Origin of the sequence: Oceanicola sp. 22II-s10i (genome assembly GCF_002210105.1) — a bacterium.
Lineage (GTDB): Bacteria > Pseudomonadota > Alphaproteobacteria > Rhodobacterales > Rhodobacteraceae > Pseudooceanicola.
The window spans coordinates 142,836-158,974 of sequence record NZ_AQQU01000007.1; the positions used below are offsets into that span (position 1 = coordinate 142,836).

A 16,139-nucleotide genomic window follows, 5' to 3' on the forward strand; every position below is an offset into this window, starting at 1 on the left:
GTCAGTGCGAGGCCGCGACGGCGTTGCCCGAAGGCGTGCCGGCAGTCGCGGTTTCATAGTGGGACACAAGCGCCTCGGTCGAGGGGCCGATGATGTCGGTGACAAGGCTCGGGTAGACACCGAGCAGCAGCGTCATGGCGACGAGCGGGGCAAAGATCGCCTTTTCGCGCCGGGTCATGTCGCTGATGGTCTTGAGGCTTTCCTTGATCAGGTCGCCCATGACCACCCGGCGGTAGAGCCAAAGCGCATAGGCCGCCGACAGGATGACGCCCGTGGTGGCCACGGCGGCGACGATCGTGTTGACTTGGAAGATACCCATCAGGGTCAGGAATTCCCCGATGAACCCGCTGGTCCCCGGCAGGCCGACGTTGGCCATGGTGAAGAACAGGAAGATCAGCGCGTAGGCCGGCATCCGGTTCACGAGGCCGCCGTAGGCGTCGATCTCACGCGTGTGCATCCGGTCGTAGATCACGCCCACGCTGAGGAAGAGCGCGCCCGAGATGAAGCCGTGCGACAGCATCTGGAAGATCGCGCCGTCGATGCCCTGGTTGTTGGCCGCGAAGATGCCCATCGTGACATAGCCCATGTGGGCGACCGACGAATAGGCGATCAGCTTCTTCATGTCCTCCTGCACCAGCGCGACGAGCGAGGTGTAGACGATGGCGATGGCCGACATCCAGAACACCAGCGGCGCCCAGAGTTCCGAGGCCACCGGGAACATCGGCAGCGAGAAGCGCAGGAAGCCGTAACCGCCCATCTTCAGCAGGATCGCCGCCAGCACCACGGACCCCGCCGTCGGCGCCTGCACGTGCGCGTCGGGTAGCCAGGTGTGGACCGGCCACATCGGCATCTTGACCGCGAACGAGGCGAAGAAGGCGAAGAACAGCAGTGTCTGCAACCCGCCCAGGATATGGACACCGAGGAAGGTCATGTCCTCGGATCCGAAGTTGAAGGTCAGCAGCGTCTCGATGTCCGAGGTGCCCGCCTGCGCGACCATCGTCACCATCGCCACCAGCATCAGCACCGAGCCGAGGAAGGTGTAGAGGAAGAACTTGAACGACGCGTAGATGCGGTTCGCCCCGCCCCAGATGCCGATGATCAGGAACATCGGGATCAGGCCGGCTTCGAAGAACAGGTAGAACAGCACCAGGTCCAGCGCCATGAACACGCCGAGCATCAGCGTCTCAAGGACGAGGAAGGCGATCATGTATTCCTTGACCCGCGTGTTCACGTCCCAGCTGGCCGCGATGGTCAGCGGCATGATGAACGTGGTCAGCAGGACGAAGAGGACCGAGATCCCGTCGACGCCCATCTTGTACTTCAGGCCGAGCAGCCACTCCCGCTCTTCCACGAACTGGAAGCCGGTGTCCTCGGGGTTGAAGCCGGACAGGATGAACAGCGACACGATGAAGGTCAGCGTCGTCGCGATCAGCGCCACCCACTTGGCGTTGCGGTTGGCCGCCTCGTCGTCCCCGCGCAGGAACACCCCGAGGATCAGCGCCGCGACGGCGGGGATGAAGCAGGTGATGGAAAGCAGGTTCGACATTACTCGGCCCCCCCGCCGATGGACATCCAGGTGACGAGAACCGCAATCCCGATCACCATGGCGAAGGCATAGGTGAAGATGTAGCCCGACTGCGCCTTGCCCGCGAGGCGGGTGAAGAAGGGGATGATCCCCATGGCGACGCCGTTGATCCCGCCGTCGATGGTGTTCTGGTCACCGCGCTTCCAGAAGAAGCCGCCGAGCCAGACCGCCGGACGCACGAAGATGAAGTTGTAGAGCTCGTCGAAGTACCACTTGTTCAGCAGGAACTGGTAGAGCGGCTGTTGCGCGGCGGCCAGCTGCTTCGGACGTTCCGGGTTCACGATGTAGAACCAGTAGGCCGTCGCGAGCCCGAGGATCATCGCGATGAACGGGCTCACCTTGACCCAGACGGGCGAATGGTGCGCGTCGTCCATGACGTGGTTGTCCTCGGCCATGTAGATCGCGCCGATCTGGCCCTCCGGCACCGCCGAATGCTCGCCCGCCCCTTGCGTGGCAGCCTCGCCATGCCCGGCGGATGCCGTTTCGCCATGGCCCGCAGCGGCGGTCTCACCATGGCCCGCGGCCGCGGTCTCGCCATGACCGGCCTCGGCCGACGCATGTGCCGGGATGCCGAAGAAGCGGTTGACCTGATCGTGGCTGCCGAAGAACGAGCCGTACCAGACCATCCCCGAGAACACGGCTCCGAGCGCCAGAACGCCGAGCGGCACCAGCATGACCTTGGGGCTTTCATGCGCGTGGTCGTGCGTGTGCTTGTCGCCGCGCGGGGTGCCGAAGAAGGTCAGGAAGATCAGCCGCCAGGAATAGAAGCTGGTGAACAGCGCGGCGATGACCAGCATCCAGAAGCCGTAACCGCCCATCGTCCCCGCCCAAGCGGATTCGATAATTGCGTCCTTGGACAGGAAACCGGCGAAACCGATGGTGGTCAGCGGGATGCCGACGCCGGTGATCGCCAGCGTGCCGATCATCATCGCCCAGTAGGTGTAGGGGATCTTCTTCCGCAGCCCGCCGTAGTTCCGCATGTCCTGCTCATGGTGCATCGCGTGGATGACCGAGCCGGCGCCGAGGAACAGCATCGCCTTGAAGAAGGCGTGGGTGAAGAGGTGGAACATCGCCGCCGAGTAGACACCGACGCCAGCCGCCACGAACATGTAGCCGAGCTGCGAACAGGTCGAATAGGCGATCACGCGCTTGATGTCGTTCTGCACGAGGCCGACGGTCGCGGCGAAGAAGGCGGTGGATGCGCCGATGAAAACGATGATCGACTTGGCGTCCGGCGCCCATTCGACCAGCGGCGACATCCGGCAGATCATGAACACACCAGCCGTCACCATGGTTGCCGCGTGGATCAGCGCCGACACCGGGGTCGGGCCTTCCATCGCGTCCGGCAGCCAGGTGTGCAGCAGGAGCTGTGCCGACTTGCCCATGGCACCGATGAAGAGCAACAGAACCACGATTTCCGTCGCGTCCCACGAGAAGCCGAGGAATTCGAGGTTCACGCCAGCAAGGCGCGGCGCCTCGGCAAAGATCGTGTCGAAGTCGATGGAATCCACGAGGAAGTAGAGCGCGAAGATGCCGAGCGCGAAGCCGAAGTCACCGACGCGGTTCACCACGAAAGCCTTGATCGCGGCGGCATTGGCCGAGGGCTTGCGATAGTAGAAGCCGATCAGCAGGTAGGATGCGACGCCCACGCCTTCCCAGCCAAAGAACATCTGGACGAGGTTGTCGGCGGTCACCAGCGACAGCATCGCGAAGGTGAAGAAGGACAGGTAGGCGAAGAAGCGCGGCTTGTAGGTCTCGCCTTCTTTCCACTGCGGGTCGTGGTCCATGTAGCCGAAGCTGTAGAGGTGGACGAGCGCCGAGACGGTCGTCACCACGATCAGCATGATGGCCGTCAGCCGGTCGAGGCGGATGGCCCATTCGGTGGCCAGCGTGCCGCTTTCGATCCAGCGCATGATCGGGATGTGCTGGGTGACCCCGTCGAAGGTCAGGAAGGTGACCCACGAAAAGAAGCAGGCCACGAAAAGCAGGCCCGTGGTGATCCACATGGCGCCCCGTTCGGTGACGATGCGCCAGCCGAAGCCCGCGATGATCGCGCCGATGAGCGGCAGGAAGAGGATGAGCTGGACCATCTCGTCAGCCTTTCATCACGTTGACGTCTTCCACGGCGATCGTGCCGCGGTTGCGGAAGAAACAGACGAGGATCGCCAGACCGATCGCAGCCTCGGCGGCCGCGACGGTCAGGACGAAGAGCGTGAACACCTGCCCCGCCAGATCGCCCAGGTAAGAGGAGAACGCGACGAGGTTGATGTTCACCGAAAGCAGGATCAGTTCGATGCTCATCAGCAGGATGATGACGTTCTTCCTGTTCAGGAAGATCCCGAAGATCCCGATGACGAACAGCGCTGCCGCCACCGTCAGGTAATGTTCCAGTCCGATCATGTCCCTCTCGGTCCTTGTCCTTCCGGGCGGCGTTGCGCCCGATGTTCCCTCAGCGGCCCTGCCAGAGCCCCGGGTAATGGTCGTTGCAGGCGCAGGTTTCCTCGGTCTCTCTCAGCCGCAGGATCCGCACGCCGTGCGATTTGCCGTAGACGGCGCGGGCGGCCTGTTCCACCTCGGCCAGTTCGAACCGCTTGCGCGCCTGCGCCTTGTGGCGCAGGAACTCGGTCGCGTTCAGCGTGGCGTCGGCCTCCCACGAGATGCCGTCGATGGCCACCATTCCGCCCGAGCGGCAGTCGGTGATCCGCACGCCGTTGAAATTGTTCAGCGCCGGGATCGGTCCCGGCGCCCCGCCGATGATGCCGTCCGCCGTGTCCAGGTTGCGGTATTGCTCCAGGATGAACCCGCTTTCGGAATAGCCGAAGAACGACGCGCCCGAGACCCGCATTCCGCCTTCCTCGATCTCGCAGGGCGGCAGCGGGGTCAGCGCCTGTGCGCCCCCCGAGACCAGCGCCAGCGAAAGCGCGAGCGTTATGCGGGTCGCCAGTGTCACAGACCCTGCCCCGGCTTGACGTCCTTCAGTTCCATCGCGGTGCGCGGATCGCGCCACATCTGGGCCAGCACGTTCTGACGCTTGACGTCGCTGCGGTGCCGGACGGTCAGGACGATCGCCCCGATCATCGCGACCAGCAGGATCAGGCCCGCCAGCTGGAACAGCAGGAAGTAGCGGTCGTAGATCAGCAGGCCGAGCGCCGCGGTGTTGTGCACGCCTTCGGGCGTCACGGCCGTCCGCGCGGCCTCGGCCGTCTCGGCCTCGGTCCAGGACCCGAAGGCCAGACCGAACTGCATCAGCAGGATCACACCGATCAGCAGGGCCAGCGGCATGTAGCGCGCCATCTCGGCCTTCAGCTCGGCAAAGTCCACGTCCAGCATCATCACCACGAACAGGAACAGCACGGCGACCGCGCCCACGTAGACGATGATCAGCAGCATCGCCACGAACTCCGCCCCCAGCAGGACAAAGAGCCCCGCCGCCGACAGGAAGGCGAGGATCAGCCAGAGCACCGAGTGCACCGGGTTCCGCGCCACGACGGTGAACAGACCGCCGGTCAGCAGCGATATGGCGAACAGGTAGAACGACAGGGTCGCGATCATTCCTTATCCCCTTCCAATTCGTCCATGACCTCCTTGGCGAGGGTCCCCGCCTTGGTCACGGCCGGCACACCGGCGAACATCGTCATCTGAGCGATGGCCTCGGCGATTTCCTGTTTCGTGGCGCCCGCCTCCATCAGGTGGCGCACGGTCACGCGCACCTGGCTTTCGGCCACGGCGCCCTGCATCGTCAGCCCCGCGAGCACGAGGAAGAGCCGCGTCTTGCTGTCCAGCCCCTCCTTGTTGAAGGCCTTGCCAAAGGCGACCTCCATGAACTCCTTGGGCAGGGTCGGCCACATCGCCTCGAACGCCTTGGGGCTGAAATGCTCCAGCGCCGGGTTCATCGCGCGCGCCATGTTCTGCGCCTGCTCGATCATCATCTCGAACGGGTTCTTCGCGTCAGCCATGCGCGCCTCCTCGGGCGATATGTCCGGTCACGCCGCTCATCGGTAGGGCGCGTCCAGCTCGAGGTTGCGGGCGATCTCGGCCTCCCAGCGTTCGCCGTTGGCGAGCAGCTTGGCCTTGTCGTAGAACAGTTCCTCGCGCGTCTCGGTGGCGAATTCGAAATTCGGTCCCTCGACGATCGCATCCACCGGGCAGGCTTCCTGGCAGAAGCCGCAGTAGATGCACTTGGTCATGTCGATGTCGTACCGCGTCGTCCGGCGGCTGCCGTCCTCGCGCGGTTCGGCGTCGATGGTGATGGCCTGCGCCGGGCAGATCGCCTCGCACAGCTTGCAGGCGATGCAGCGTTCCTCGCCGTTCGGATAGCGGCGCAGCGCGTGTTCGCCGCGGAAACGCGGGGACAGCGGGCCCTTCTCGTGCGGGTAGTTCAGCGTGGCCTTGGGCCCGAAGAAGTACTTCAGCCCCATCTTGAAGCCATGCCACACGTCCATCAGCAGGAAGTAGCGGGCGGCGCGGGTGTAGTCGATCTGTGTCATCTCGCGGTCTCCGTCATGTCGGAGGATTTGCTTGCGATCGCCGCGTCGAGGCGAGCGATCAGCGCCATCTTGTCGGCGCGTACCTCGGTTTCGCTTCCGTCGTCGTTGCGGACCCGGTTCAGGAACACGCTGCCGTCGTCGGGCATGTCCCCGTCGGTCCGGGCCAGCCGGGCGCGCATGTCCTGCAGCGTCCTCAGCGACAGCCTGTCCAGCACCGCCATCCTCAGCCCCCCATCGTCCAGCGGGCCCATGCCCCGCCGAGCACCTCGAACTTGGCGAGGAAGGCGACCAGCACGACCCAGCCCAGCGACAGCGGCAGGAAGACCTTCCAGCCGATCCGCATCAGCTGGTCATAGCGGTAGCGGGGGACGATCGCCTTCACCATCGCGAAGATGAAGAAGAAGAACGCCATCTTGGCCACCATCCACAGCGCACCGTCCGGCAGGCCGGGGATCGGCGACAGCCAGCCGCCGAAGAACAGCAGCGAGGTCAGCGCGCACATCAGGAAGATGGCGATGTATTCACCGGCCATGAACAGCAGGAACGGAGTGGACGAGTATTCCACCTGGTAGCCCGCGACCAGTTCGGATTCCGCCTCGGGCAGGTCGAACGGCGGGCGGTTCGTCTCGGCCAGCGCCGAGATGAAGAACAGGAAGACCATCGGGAAGTGCGGCAGCCAGTACCAGCTGAAGAAGCCGTAGTCGCCGTCCTGCGCCCGGACGATGTCGCCGAAGTTCATCGAGCCCGTCGAGATGATCACGCCGATGATGATGAGACCGAGAGAGACCTCATACGAGATCATCTGCGCCGCCGAGCGGAGCGAGCCGAGGAACGGGTATTTCGAGTTCGACGCCCAGCCCCCCATGATCACGCCGTAGACCTCGAGCGAGGAGACGGCGAAGACATACAGGATCGCGACGTTGATGTCCGACAGGACCCATGTGTCGTTGAACGGGATCACCGCCCAGGCGATCATCGCCAGCACGAAGCTGGTCATCGGGGCCATGATGAACACCGTCCGGTCCGCGCCGGCGGGGATCACGACCTCTTTCACGACGTATTTCAGCGCATCGGCCACCGTCTGCAGCAGGCCGAAGACGCCGACCACGTTCGGGCCGCGCCGCAGCTGGACAGCCGCCCAAATCTTCCGGTCGCCATAGACGAGGAACAGGAGCGAGATCATCACGAAGGCGACGACCGCGAGACTCTGCGCGACGATCAGAACGCCGATGCCGAGTGGAGTGGTAAAGAAATCAGCCATCTGTCCCTACACGCCTTTCATACCGTCGGAATCTTGCGTTCCGTGCAGTTCGCGACCTCGACCTCCGCGTCGATGGTCCTGAGCCCATCCGGCAGTGCCGCCGAGATGGTATAAACAGCATCCGCCTGCCATAGGCCACCCTCTTGGGATACATTTGTGCGCACATTCCGCGCAAATCCGTAGCCCCGGATCAGCGCATAGCGCGCCGCGGCGCATTGTGCGTAATCCGCAACGTCCTTGCCGTCCCGCGCGCCCGACATGCGGACGTGGAAATTGACGAGATCGCCCGCCAGAAGACGGGTTTCGATTCCCTGATAGACCGGGTCGAACGGCATCGCCTCGCGCGCCACGGCCTCCTCGACCGGCGTGGGCCGGTCGGCTGCCGCGCAGGCGGCGAGCATGGAGGTTGCCATGGCTATGAAGGACATCCGGACCAACTCCCCGCCCTACTCCGCCGCCATCGGCCGTTCGGACCGCGCCTTGGCCCGAGCCGACAGGTCGGCCATGACTTCGGACGCGCGGGCGATCGGGTTGGTCAGGTAGAAGTCCTTGACCGCGCCGACAAAGCTCGCGTCGCCCAGTTTCCCGGCCTCGAGCGGGGTCCAGCCGTTCTCGGGGACCTCGTCGATGCCCTTCAGGTGCGGCACCTCGCCGATCAGCGCGGTGCGCAGCTGCGCAAGGCTGTCGAACGGCAGCGCCTCGCCTGTCTCGGCGGACAGCGCCCGCAGGATCGCCCAGTTCTCCTTGGCCTCGCCCGGCGCGAAACCGGCGCGCAGCGCCAACTGCGGGCGGCCCTCGGTGTTGACGAACAGGCCGTTTTCCTCGGTCCAGGCGGCGCCCGGCAGGATCACGTCGGCGCGGTGCGCGCCACGGTCGCCATGGCTGCCCTGGTAGATGACGAAGGCACCCTCGCCCACCTCGACCTCGTCCGCGCCGAGGTTGTAGACCACCTCGGCCCCGTCGATCGCGGCGCTCAGCCCGCCCTCGGTCACGGCGCCGATGTCCATTGCGCCGACGCGGCCGGCGGCGGTGTGCAGCACCAGCATCCGCGACTGTGCGGCCTCGGCCATCTGCATGCAGGTGCCCAGAACCGCCGCGCCGTCGGCCTCGCGCAGCGCGCCCTGGCCGATGATCATGACGCCCGGTGTGCCGTGCTTGTCGGAATGGTCCATCTTGGCCAGTTCGGCCAGCGCGGCCCGGTCGGTGCCGATGTGCTCGTATTCATAGGTCAGGTCAGCCGCCTGCCCGATCACCGCGACCTTGGCGCCGTTCAGCCAGGCCTTGCGGATCCGCGCGTTCAGCACCGGGGCCTCGACCCGCGGGTTGGCGCCGACGATCAGGATCATCTTGGCGCTGTCGATATCCTCGATCGTCGCGGTGCCGACATAGCCCGAGCGGTTGCCCGCGGGCAGCTTGGACCCGTCCGTCCGGCACTCGACGGTGCCGCCCAGACCCTCGACCAGCGATTTCAGAGCGTAGGCGGCCTCGACCGACACCAGATCACCGATCAGTCCGGCGACCTTCTTGCCCTTCATCGCCTCGGCCGCGGCGCTCAGCGCCTCGGGCCAGCTGGCGGGCTTCAGCTTGCCGTCCTTGCGGACATAGGGCCGGTCCAGACGCTGGCGGCGCAGGCCGTCCCAGACGAACCGGGTCTTGTCGCTGATCCATTCCTCGTTCACGCCGTCATGGTTGCGCGGCAGGATGCGCATCACTTCGCGGCCCTTGGTGTCGACCCGGATGTTCGAGCCGAGCGCGTCCATGACGTCGATCGTTTCGGTCTTGGTCAGCTCCCACGGACGGGCGGTGAAGGCGTAGGGCTTGGACACCAGCGCGCCGACCGGGCAGAGGTCGATGATGTTGCCCTGCAGTTCCGACTCGAGCGTCTGGTTGAGGTAGGAGGTGATCTCAGCATCCTCGCCGCGCCCGGTCTGCCCCATCTGCATGATCCCGGCCACCTCGGAGGTGAAGCGGACGCAGCGGGTGCAGGAGATGCAGCGCGTCATGTGCGTCTCGACCAGCGGGCCGAGGTCCAGATCGTCGGAGGCGCGCTTCGGCTCGCGATAGCGGCTGAAGTCGACGCCATAGGCCATCGCCTGGTCCTGCAGGTCGCATTCGCCGCCCTGGTCGCAGATCGGGCAGTCCAGCGGGTGGTTGATGAGCAGGAACTCCATCACCCCCTCGCGGGCCTTCTTGACCATGGGCGAGTTCGTCTTGACCACCGGCGGCTGGCCTTCCGGCCCCGGCCGCAGGTCGCGGACCTGCATCGCGCAGGACGCGGCGGGCTTGGGCGGGCCGCCGACGACCTCGACGAGGCACATCCGGCAGTTCCCGGCGATCGACAGGCGTTCGTGGTAGCAGAAGCGCGGCACCTCGACCCCGGCCTGTTCACAGGCCTGGATCAGGGTCAGGGCCGGATCGACCTCGACCTCGATGCCGTCGATGATGATCTTGCGAAGGTCCGCCATATCTCAGTTCTCCTTCAGAAAGGCGGTCCGGCCGCCCATCCCGATAGCGTCTCGTCCGACCACGCCTGCCGCGGCGCAGCGGTCACAGATTTCGTCCCGAATGGCAAGCCGCAGCCCGCCCCCGCGCGCGTCGCGCGGTCGATTATTTCCAGCCGTGCTCATGCCGCCCCTCTGGCCGGCGGCACGGTCGTCAGCCAGCCCTGCGCGCGCATCCAGTCCCAGCCGAAGGCCGCGTCGCTGTCGCCCGCTTCCGTCCGCCGCACCAGCCGGTCCCGCGCTTCGATCAGCGTGGGCCGATCCCCCTCGGGCACCCACCACAGCGCGAGGTAGGCCTGCTTCAGCACTTCGAACCACTCCGCCTTGCGGCGGAAGAACTGCACGTGCAGCGTGTTGAACACGAAATGCTCCAGCGCCTCGGGGCTGTCCCAGACCGAGACTGTGACGGTCAGCAGATCGTCCGTCCCGAAACCATAGAGCGCGTGGCTCGCCGCCGGATCCTCTTTCTCGTCCATCACCCAGACGAATCCCGGCATCCGTGCCGCCAGCCCGTTGATCCGCGCAATATTGTCCGTGAACGCCGCCACGCGCGGATCGCCCCTGGGGGCGACCAGCCGCGCGACGTTGGTCTGCGCCAGATGATATCCGGGTCTTGCCGGCACGCATCTCCCCTATTCCGCCGCCACGGCACAGCCGTGCCGTTTCCACAGGCTCGCCTCTTCCAGCCAGCGCCAGTCGAAAGCCTCTTCGCTCGCCCCGTGGGCGCGCAGCCGGTCCAGCCGCTCCAGCGCCTCGTCCAGTGTCGGGCGATGCCCCTCGGGCACCCACCACATCACGAAGTGCATCGCACCGAGCACCTCGAACCACTCCTGCCGGCGCTCGTAGAACTGCCGGTGCACGGTGTTCCAGACGAAATGCTCCAGCGTCTCGACGCTTTCCCAGACGGTCAGGTTCGCCACGAACTGCGGATCGCCGCCGATCTTCGTCTCCGTGTTGCCGGTGCCGGGCTCGCCCGAGCCCTCCATCATCCAGACAAAGCCGGGCATCCGCTTGCCCAGACCGTTCACCCGGTCGAGCGCCTGCATGAACTCCGCCACGCGCGGGTCGTCGACGGGCGCCACCAGGCGGCCGACATTCAGCTCGGCCAGATGATATCCCGGCCTCAGACCCATCCGCGGCACTCCCCGCTGAAGGTGATCTTGTTGTCCACGATGGCCAGCGACCCGTCCGGCGTGTCCGGCCCGACCGTCCAGTCGATACCGGACCAGCCATGGTTGCGGATGCAGAACTTGGAGGCCTCGTAGCGGGCGGCCTCCTTGGCGCCGTTCAGGCCCTGCGACACGCGGTTGACGGTGACGGCAAAGCGCCGACCGTCTTCCTTGTCCGCCGCCAGCCGCGCCGGGTAGTAGTTGCCGTCGAAAGTCGCACGCGCCTGCCCTGACAGCAGGCTCCGCCCCGACTGCAGCACGCTGCATCCGGAAAGCGCCACGATCAACCCGATCCCAAGTGCCAGCTTCATGCCGCCTCCCCACACCGATGAAAGTCCACCCCGGTCCCGGCCCAGCCGAAGGCCAGCGCGCCCGGCCCCTCCTCGGTCAGGATCCGGAGCCGTTCCGCCGCCTCTTCGATCGTCGGGCGGTGGCCCGGTTCGACATACCACATCACCAGCCGCGGCGTGTCCTGTTCCTCGAACCACTCGGCCCCGCGGGCATAGAACACGCGGTGCACGGTGTTGAAGGCGAACGCGCCCAGGCTTTCGGCATCCGTCCAGACGCTCAGCGTCGAGGCGGTGCGCGGGTTGCCCCCCAGCACGCCGTCGCCGTCGGTCTGCGCCGCGTCCATCTCGTCCTCGCCCAGCATCCAGACGAAGCCGGGACTGCGCTGCGCGATCGCGTTCACGCGGTCCAGCGCGTCGGCGAACTCCGCCACGCGCGGATCGTCCCAGTCGTGCCGCAGCGTGCCGATGTTGAATTCGGCGAAATGACGGGTGGCGCCGGTCATGTGAACACCGCCCCGATCGTCAGCACCCCGAGCAGCAGGCAGCAGAGGAAGCCCGCGACATAGACATAGGTCCGCAGCCCCATGTCGGCGCGGCCCCAGCCGGTGACGTGCACCGTCAGATGCACCACCCGCGTCAGCAGGAAGACCGACGCCGCAAGGTTCACCCAGAACGGCGCGGCATTCGCCAGGATCGCGGCCACGGTCATAGCAGCGAACGGCCCCAGGCTTTCCACCGCATTTTCATGCGCGCGGTAAAGCCGGTAGACACCGCTGTCGTAATCCGCAGCAGGCGCCGCGCCCGAGGTGACGCCGGCCTTGGCCTTGATCCCGGCCGAAACCGGACCCAGCACCAGCGTCATCAGGGCAAACAGCGCCAGCGCGGTCAGCGCGTGGCCATATGGGGCGAATGCCTCCATCCGTTACTCCGCTGCCACGCTCAGGCCGCGCTTGTGCTTGATGCGGTCCTCGATTTCCTCGCGGAAGTTGCGGATCAGGCCCTGGATCGGCCAGGCCGCCGCGTCACCGAGCGCGCAGATGGTGTGACCTTCGACCTGCTTGGTCACGTCGAACAGCATGTCGATCTCCTCTACCGAGGCCTCGCCCTTCACCAGACGCTCCATCACCCGCATCATCCAGCCGGTGCCTTCGCGGCAGGGCGTGCACTGGCCGCAGCTTTCGTGCTTGTAGAACTTCGACAGCCGCCAGATCGCCTTGATGATGTCGGTGGACTTGTCCATCACGATCACCGCCGCGGTCCCGAGGCCCGAGCCCAGTTCACCGCGCAGGTAGTCGAAGTCCATCACGGCGTCTTTCATCTTTTCGCCGCGCACGCAGGGCACCGATGACCCGCCGGGGATCACCGCCAGCAGGTTGTCCCAGCCCCCGCGGATGCCGCCGCAATGCTTCTCGATCAGTTCCTCGAAGGAGATCGACATCGCCTCTTCGACGACGCAGGGGTTGTTCACGTGACCCGAGATCGCGAACAGCTTGGTGCCCGCGTTGTTCTGGCGGCCAAAGCCCGCGAACCACTCCGCGCCACGGCGCAGGATGGTCGGCGCGACGGCAATGGATTCGACGTTGTTCACCGTGGTCGGGCAGCCGTAGAGGCCCGCGCCCGCCGGGAACGGCGGCTTCATCCGGGGCATGCCCTTCTTGCCTTCGAGGCTTTCCAGCAGCGCGGTTTCCTCGCCGCAGATGTAGGCGCCCGCCCCGTGGTGCAGGTAGATGTCGAAATCCCAGCCGGACTTCGCGGCGTTCCGGCCAACCAGACCGGCCTCGTAGCATTCGTCGATGGCCGCCTGCAGGGCCTCTTTCTCGCGGATGTATTCGCCGCGGATGTAGATGTAGCAGGCATGCGCGTTCATCGCGAAGGACGCGATCAGGCAGCCCTCGATCAGCGTGTGCGGATCGTGGCGCATGATCTCGCGGTCCTTGCAGGTCCCGGGTTCGGATTCATCCGCGTTGACCACCAGGTAGGCCGGACGGCCGTCCGACTCCTTGGGCATGAAGGACCACTTCAGACCCGTCGGGAAGCCCGCACCACCGCGACCACGCAGACCGCTGGCCTTCATGATCTCGATGATCTTGTCGCGCCCGAGCGCGATGATCTTGTCCGTCCCGTCCCAGTGACCGCGCGCCTGAGCCCCCTTCAGGGTCCGGTCGTGCATGCCGTAGAGGTTGGTGAATATGCGGTCCTGATCCTTGAGCATCACTTAACCCCTGTCATTTCCCGTTGAGTTGCTGACGCAGCCGCCAGAGCTGCCAGATGTTGATGAAGACCCAGATGAAGGCCGCTATGGCCGCCAGGTCGAACAGAAATACGTAACGGGCGGGCAAGCCCATCCACGGCACGAGCGCGGTGCCGAGCAGCCAGATCACCATCGTGCCCGCGATCACGAGCGCGATCACCCGCCCCTTGCGCGCCATGGCGTGTTCTGTCGTATGCCGGTTGCCGCCGTCCATCGCTCAATACACGCCGCCCTTGTCCACGCGGCCCGAGAATTCGGTCGCGCCGCCCTCGGCCAGAACCTTGGCCTGCGCGATCCAGTCGTCGCGGGTGACCCGGCCCTTGAAGCCCTTCAGATTGTCGTCCATCCACGCCACCTCGGACGCGGTCCAGCCCGCGATCTGGTCGAAGTGGAAGATGCCCAGTTCGTGCAGCAGGTCTTCCAGCTTGGGCCCCACGCCCTTGATCCGCTTCAGGTCGTCCGCCCCGCCTTCGCGGGCGGCGGCCAGACCTTCCGGTTTCAGGCCCGCGTCGGGCTCTGCCGGATCGTCGATGTCTGCCCCGGCGTCCACCGGATCCTCGCTGTCCGCGATATCCGGCATCGCCTCGACCTCGGACGCGCCGTCGTCCTCGGCCTCCATCTCGGCCTCGGCGTCGAACGCCGCCGCGCTGGTGGCCGCCGTCGAGGCGCCTTCCTGCGCGTCGTCCCATTCCGCCGTCGCCTCGTCCTCGGGCATTGCCATCAGGCCGGTCGGGGCCGAAGCCGCGGCGGTCGCGGCCGAAGCACCCGGCGCGGGGGCCGCCATAGGGGCCGGAACGGCGTCCATCGAGCGGTCGGCAGGATCGCTCTCGGCCACCTCGCCAGACGCGCAGAAGATTCGCAGGATCATCACGGCGGCGGCAATACCGACGATCACCGCGATCACCAGGGCCAGCAGGATCCAGACACCGGGACGCATCAGCACATAGGCGAGGATGGCAATGACGGCACCGGCGATCCAAGAGATCGCGGCGCATCTGCCTTCCTTTGTGCTCATGTCCATTCCGTGGTGTCCCCTTGTCCCCGGTCCCTACCCCTCAAGATCAGTCGTAGACGTCGCCCTTCTTGACCCGGCTGGAAAATTCCGTCTCGCCGCCATCGGCCAGCGTCCGGGCCTGCGACACCCAGTTGTCCCGGCTGACGCGGCCCTTGAAGCCGGTAAGGTTCTGGTCGACCCATGCCACCTCTTCCGGACCCCATGCGGCGATCTGGTCGAAATGGTAGAAGCCCATCTCGTGCAGCATTCTTTCGAGCTTGGGGCCGACGCCCTTGATGCTCTTGAGGTCATCCGGACCGCCCTCGCGCGCCGCGCTCAGCGTCTCGGGCTTGACGCCCGGCCCCTCGGCGGCGGTCACCGGCGTGTCGGGCTTGCCGTCCACCTCGGGAGAGGCATTCGCCGTGTTGCCGGTCGCGTCGGCCTCGGGACGGCCCTTCTCGACCGCCTGCGCTTCCTGCTCGGTCACGCCGGTGTCGTCGGCGGGCTTGCCCTTGGACGGACGCGGCTCGTTCGCCTTCATGCGTTCGCCGTTCTTGGAGCTCGAGCCGTCCGCCCCCTTGCCCTGCCAGGGCGCGGTCAGCGGCACCTCGGTCCCGTCGATCCGCTTGATGCTGTCGCCGATCTCGACCGCCAGGGCGGCCGAGGCGTTGTACTGCGTCTTGCCGCTGTCGTATTCCTTGAGGCTGGTCAGCCCGGACAGCGGCTCGGCCGCGAAGCGCCCGTTCTGCGGCCCCGGCACCGGCACCTTGCCCGCCGCCATTTCATCGAGGATCTCGCCCAGACGTTCGGTGGTCAGGTCCTCGTAGTAATCCTTGCCGATCTGCGCCATCGGCGCGTTCGCGCAGGCGCCGAGGCATTCGACCTCTTCCCACGAGAACTTGCCATCGGCGGACAGCGTGTGCGGCTTTTCGGAGATCTTCTTCTTGCAGACGTCCATCAGGTCCTCGGCGCCGCAGATCATGCAGCTGAGGGTGCCGCAAATCTGGATATGCGCAACGGACCCGACCGGTTGCAGCTGGAACATGAAGTAGAAGGTCGCGACCTCAAGTGCCCGGATATAAGCCATGCCCAGCATATCGGCGATGGTTTCGATCGCCGGACGGCTGAGCCAGCCCTCCTGCTCCTGCGCGCGCCACAGCAGCGGAATGATCGCCGAGGCCTGACGGCCCTCGGGATACTTGGTCATCTGAGCCTCGGCCCAGGCCTGGTTGGCGGGCGTGAAGGCAAAGCTCTCGGGCTGATCGTGATACAGGCGTCGCAGCATCGTTCCGGTCTACCTTGTTCTTACGCGGCGCAGGCGCCGCTGGTCAGGCGCACACCGCCGCCCGCCGTCGCTTCCGCGGCCCCGACGGCCATGCGATACTGACCCATCTGGATCGTCTGTTCGCGGTTCATGCCGGTCTGGAACTCGACCGCACGATACTGCGACTCGTTCTCCATGACGCAGCCGATCGAGGCGACCGCCGCATCATATGCCTCGGGCGAGGCCATACCGCTGCCGGTCGGCGGCACGCCGCAGGCGGCGGTCGCTGCGATCAGCACGACGGCTGGGATCAGTCGCTTCATCTCTTGTCCCTCTC

Annotated in this window: 21 protein-coding genes; all 21 read right to left on the reverse strand. The window is 66.0% G+C overall.

The window, feature by feature from the left end; translation table 11 throughout:
• Window position 1 precedes the first annotated feature (1 nt).
• Entirely contained in the window at window positions 2-1,546 is a 1,545-nt protein-coding gene (locus tag ATO6_RS17520; protein ID WP_088625327.1) for an NADH-quinone oxidoreductase subunit M, read from the reverse strand.
• The gene (gene nuoL, locus ATO6_RS17525) at window positions 1,546-3,675 is read right to left on the reverse strand and encodes an NADH-quinone oxidoreductase subunit L (RefSeq protein WP_088625328.1); all 2,130 of its coding nucleotides are present in this window, start codon (window positions 3,673-3,675) and stop codon (window positions 1,546-1,548) included. Before nuoL ends, ATO6_RS17520 begins: the two co-directional genes overlap by 1 nt.
• 4 nt (window positions 3,676-3,679) lie before the next feature.
• Window positions 3,680-3,985 (reverse strand): NADH-quinone oxidoreductase subunit NuoK, encoded by a 306-nt coding sequence (nuoK, locus tag ATO6_RS17530; protein WP_088625329.1) that lies wholly within the window; start codon window positions 3,983-3,985, stop codon window positions 3,680-3,682.
• A gap of 49 nt (window positions 3,986-4,034) precedes the next feature.
• Window positions 4,035-4,535, reverse strand: a complete 501-nt coding sequence (locus tag ATO6_RS17535; RefSeq protein WP_088625330.1) for a hypothetical protein — start codon at window positions 4,533-4,535, stop codon at window positions 4,035-4,037.
• The gene (locus ATO6_RS17540) at window positions 4,532-5,137 is read right to left on the reverse strand and encodes an NADH-quinone oxidoreductase subunit J (protein ID WP_088625331.1); all 606 of its coding nucleotides are present in this window, start codon (window positions 5,135-5,137) and stop codon (window positions 4,532-4,534) included. The genes ATO6_RS17535 and ATO6_RS17540 overlap by 4 nt, the downstream gene beginning before the upstream one ends.
• Complete coding sequence (locus ATO6_RS17545; RefSeq protein ID WP_088625332.1) at window positions 5,134-5,541, reverse strand: carboxymuconolactone decarboxylase family protein; 408 nt, start codon at window positions 5,539-5,541, stop codon at window positions 5,134-5,136. The genes ATO6_RS17540 and ATO6_RS17545 overlap by 4 nt, the downstream gene beginning before the upstream one ends.
• Window positions 5,542-5,577: 36 nt before the next feature.
• Window positions 5,578-6,072, reverse strand: coding sequence for an NADH-quinone oxidoreductase subunit NuoI (nuoI, locus tag ATO6_RS17550; protein ID WP_088625333.1), 495 nt, complete (start codon window positions 6,070-6,072; stop codon window positions 5,578-5,580).
• Complete coding sequence (locus tag ATO6_RS17555; RefSeq protein ID WP_088625334.1) at window positions 6,069-6,293, reverse strand: hypothetical protein; 225 nt, start codon at window positions 6,291-6,293, stop codon at window positions 6,069-6,071. The genes nuoI and ATO6_RS17555 overlap by 4 nt, the downstream gene beginning before the upstream one ends.
• Window positions 6,294-6,295: 2 nt before the next feature.
• A complete protein-coding gene (gene nuoH, locus ATO6_RS17560; RefSeq protein ID WP_088625335.1) occupies window positions 6,296-7,333 on the reverse strand; it encodes an NADH-quinone oxidoreductase subunit NuoH in 1,038 nt (345 codons plus the stop codon).
• A 17-nt stretch (window positions 7,334-7,350) separates the two neighbouring features.
• On the reverse strand, window positions 7,351-7,668 hold the full coding sequence (locus tag ATO6_RS17565) for a hypothetical protein (RefSeq protein WP_254919200.1): 318 nt from the start codon (window positions 7,666-7,668) through the stop codon (window positions 7,351-7,353).
• Between the two features lie 111 nt (window positions 7,669-7,779).
• Complete coding sequence (gene nuoG / locus ATO6_RS17570) at window positions 7,780-9,798, reverse strand: NADH-quinone oxidoreductase subunit NuoG (RefSeq protein WP_088625337.1); 2,019 nt, start codon at window positions 9,796-9,798, stop codon at window positions 7,780-7,782.
• Window positions 9,799-9,956: 158 nt separating this feature from the next.
• Window positions 9,957-10,457 (reverse strand): DUF3291 domain-containing protein, encoded by a 501-nt coding sequence (locus ATO6_RS17575; RefSeq protein WP_088625338.1) that lies wholly within the window; start codon window positions 10,455-10,457, stop codon window positions 9,957-9,959.
• 9 nt (window positions 10,458-10,466) lie between these two features.
• Complete coding sequence (locus ATO6_RS17580; RefSeq protein WP_088625339.1) at window positions 10,467-10,967, reverse strand: DUF3291 domain-containing protein; 501 nt, start codon at window positions 10,965-10,967, stop codon at window positions 10,467-10,469.
• Complete coding sequence (locus tag ATO6_RS17585; RefSeq protein ID WP_254919195.1) at window positions 10,958-11,314, reverse strand: hypothetical protein; 357 nt, start codon at window positions 11,312-11,314, stop codon at window positions 10,958-10,960. The genes ATO6_RS17580 and ATO6_RS17585 overlap by 10 nt, the downstream gene beginning before the upstream one ends.
• Complete coding sequence (locus tag ATO6_RS17590; protein WP_088625340.1) at window positions 11,311-11,796, reverse strand: DUF3291 domain-containing protein; 486 nt, start codon at window positions 11,794-11,796, stop codon at window positions 11,311-11,313. Before ATO6_RS17590 ends, ATO6_RS17585 begins: the two co-directional genes overlap by 4 nt.
• Window positions 11,793-12,212 carry an MAPEG family protein gene (locus tag ATO6_RS17595; protein WP_088625341.1) on the reverse strand — a complete coding sequence of 140 codons (420 nt, stop codon included), beginning with the start codon at window positions 12,210-12,212 and terminating at the stop codon, window positions 11,793-11,795. The genes ATO6_RS17590 and ATO6_RS17595 overlap by 4 nt, the downstream gene beginning before the upstream one ends.
• Window positions 12,213-12,215: 3 nt before the next feature.
• Window positions 12,216-13,505, reverse strand: coding sequence for an NADH-quinone oxidoreductase subunit NuoF (gene nuoF, locus ATO6_RS17600; protein ID WP_088625342.1), 1,290 nt, complete (start codon window positions 13,503-13,505; stop codon window positions 12,216-12,218).
• 13 nt (window positions 13,506-13,518) lie between these two features.
• Complete coding sequence (locus ATO6_RS17605; RefSeq protein WP_088625343.1) at window positions 13,519-13,758, reverse strand: DUF5337 domain-containing protein; 240 nt, start codon at window positions 13,756-13,758, stop codon at window positions 13,519-13,521.
• A gap of 3 nt (window positions 13,759-13,761) precedes the next feature.
• Window positions 13,762-14,565: an endonuclease gene (locus tag ATO6_RS25500; protein WP_254919196.1), complete on the reverse strand. Its 804-nt coding sequence runs from the start codon at window positions 14,563-14,565 to the stop codon at window positions 13,762-13,764.
• A gap of 40 nt (window positions 14,566-14,605) precedes the next feature.
• Window positions 14,606-15,823, reverse strand: coding sequence for an NADH-quinone oxidoreductase subunit E (locus ATO6_RS17615; protein ID WP_088625344.1), 1,218 nt, complete (start codon window positions 15,821-15,823; stop codon window positions 14,606-14,608).
• A 20-nt stretch (window positions 15,824-15,843) separates the two neighbouring features.
• A complete protein-coding gene (locus tag ATO6_RS17620; protein WP_088625345.1) occupies window positions 15,844-16,125 on the reverse strand; it encodes a hypothetical protein in 282 nt (93 codons plus the stop codon).
• Between the last annotated feature and the right edge of the window lie 14 nt (window positions 16,126-16,139).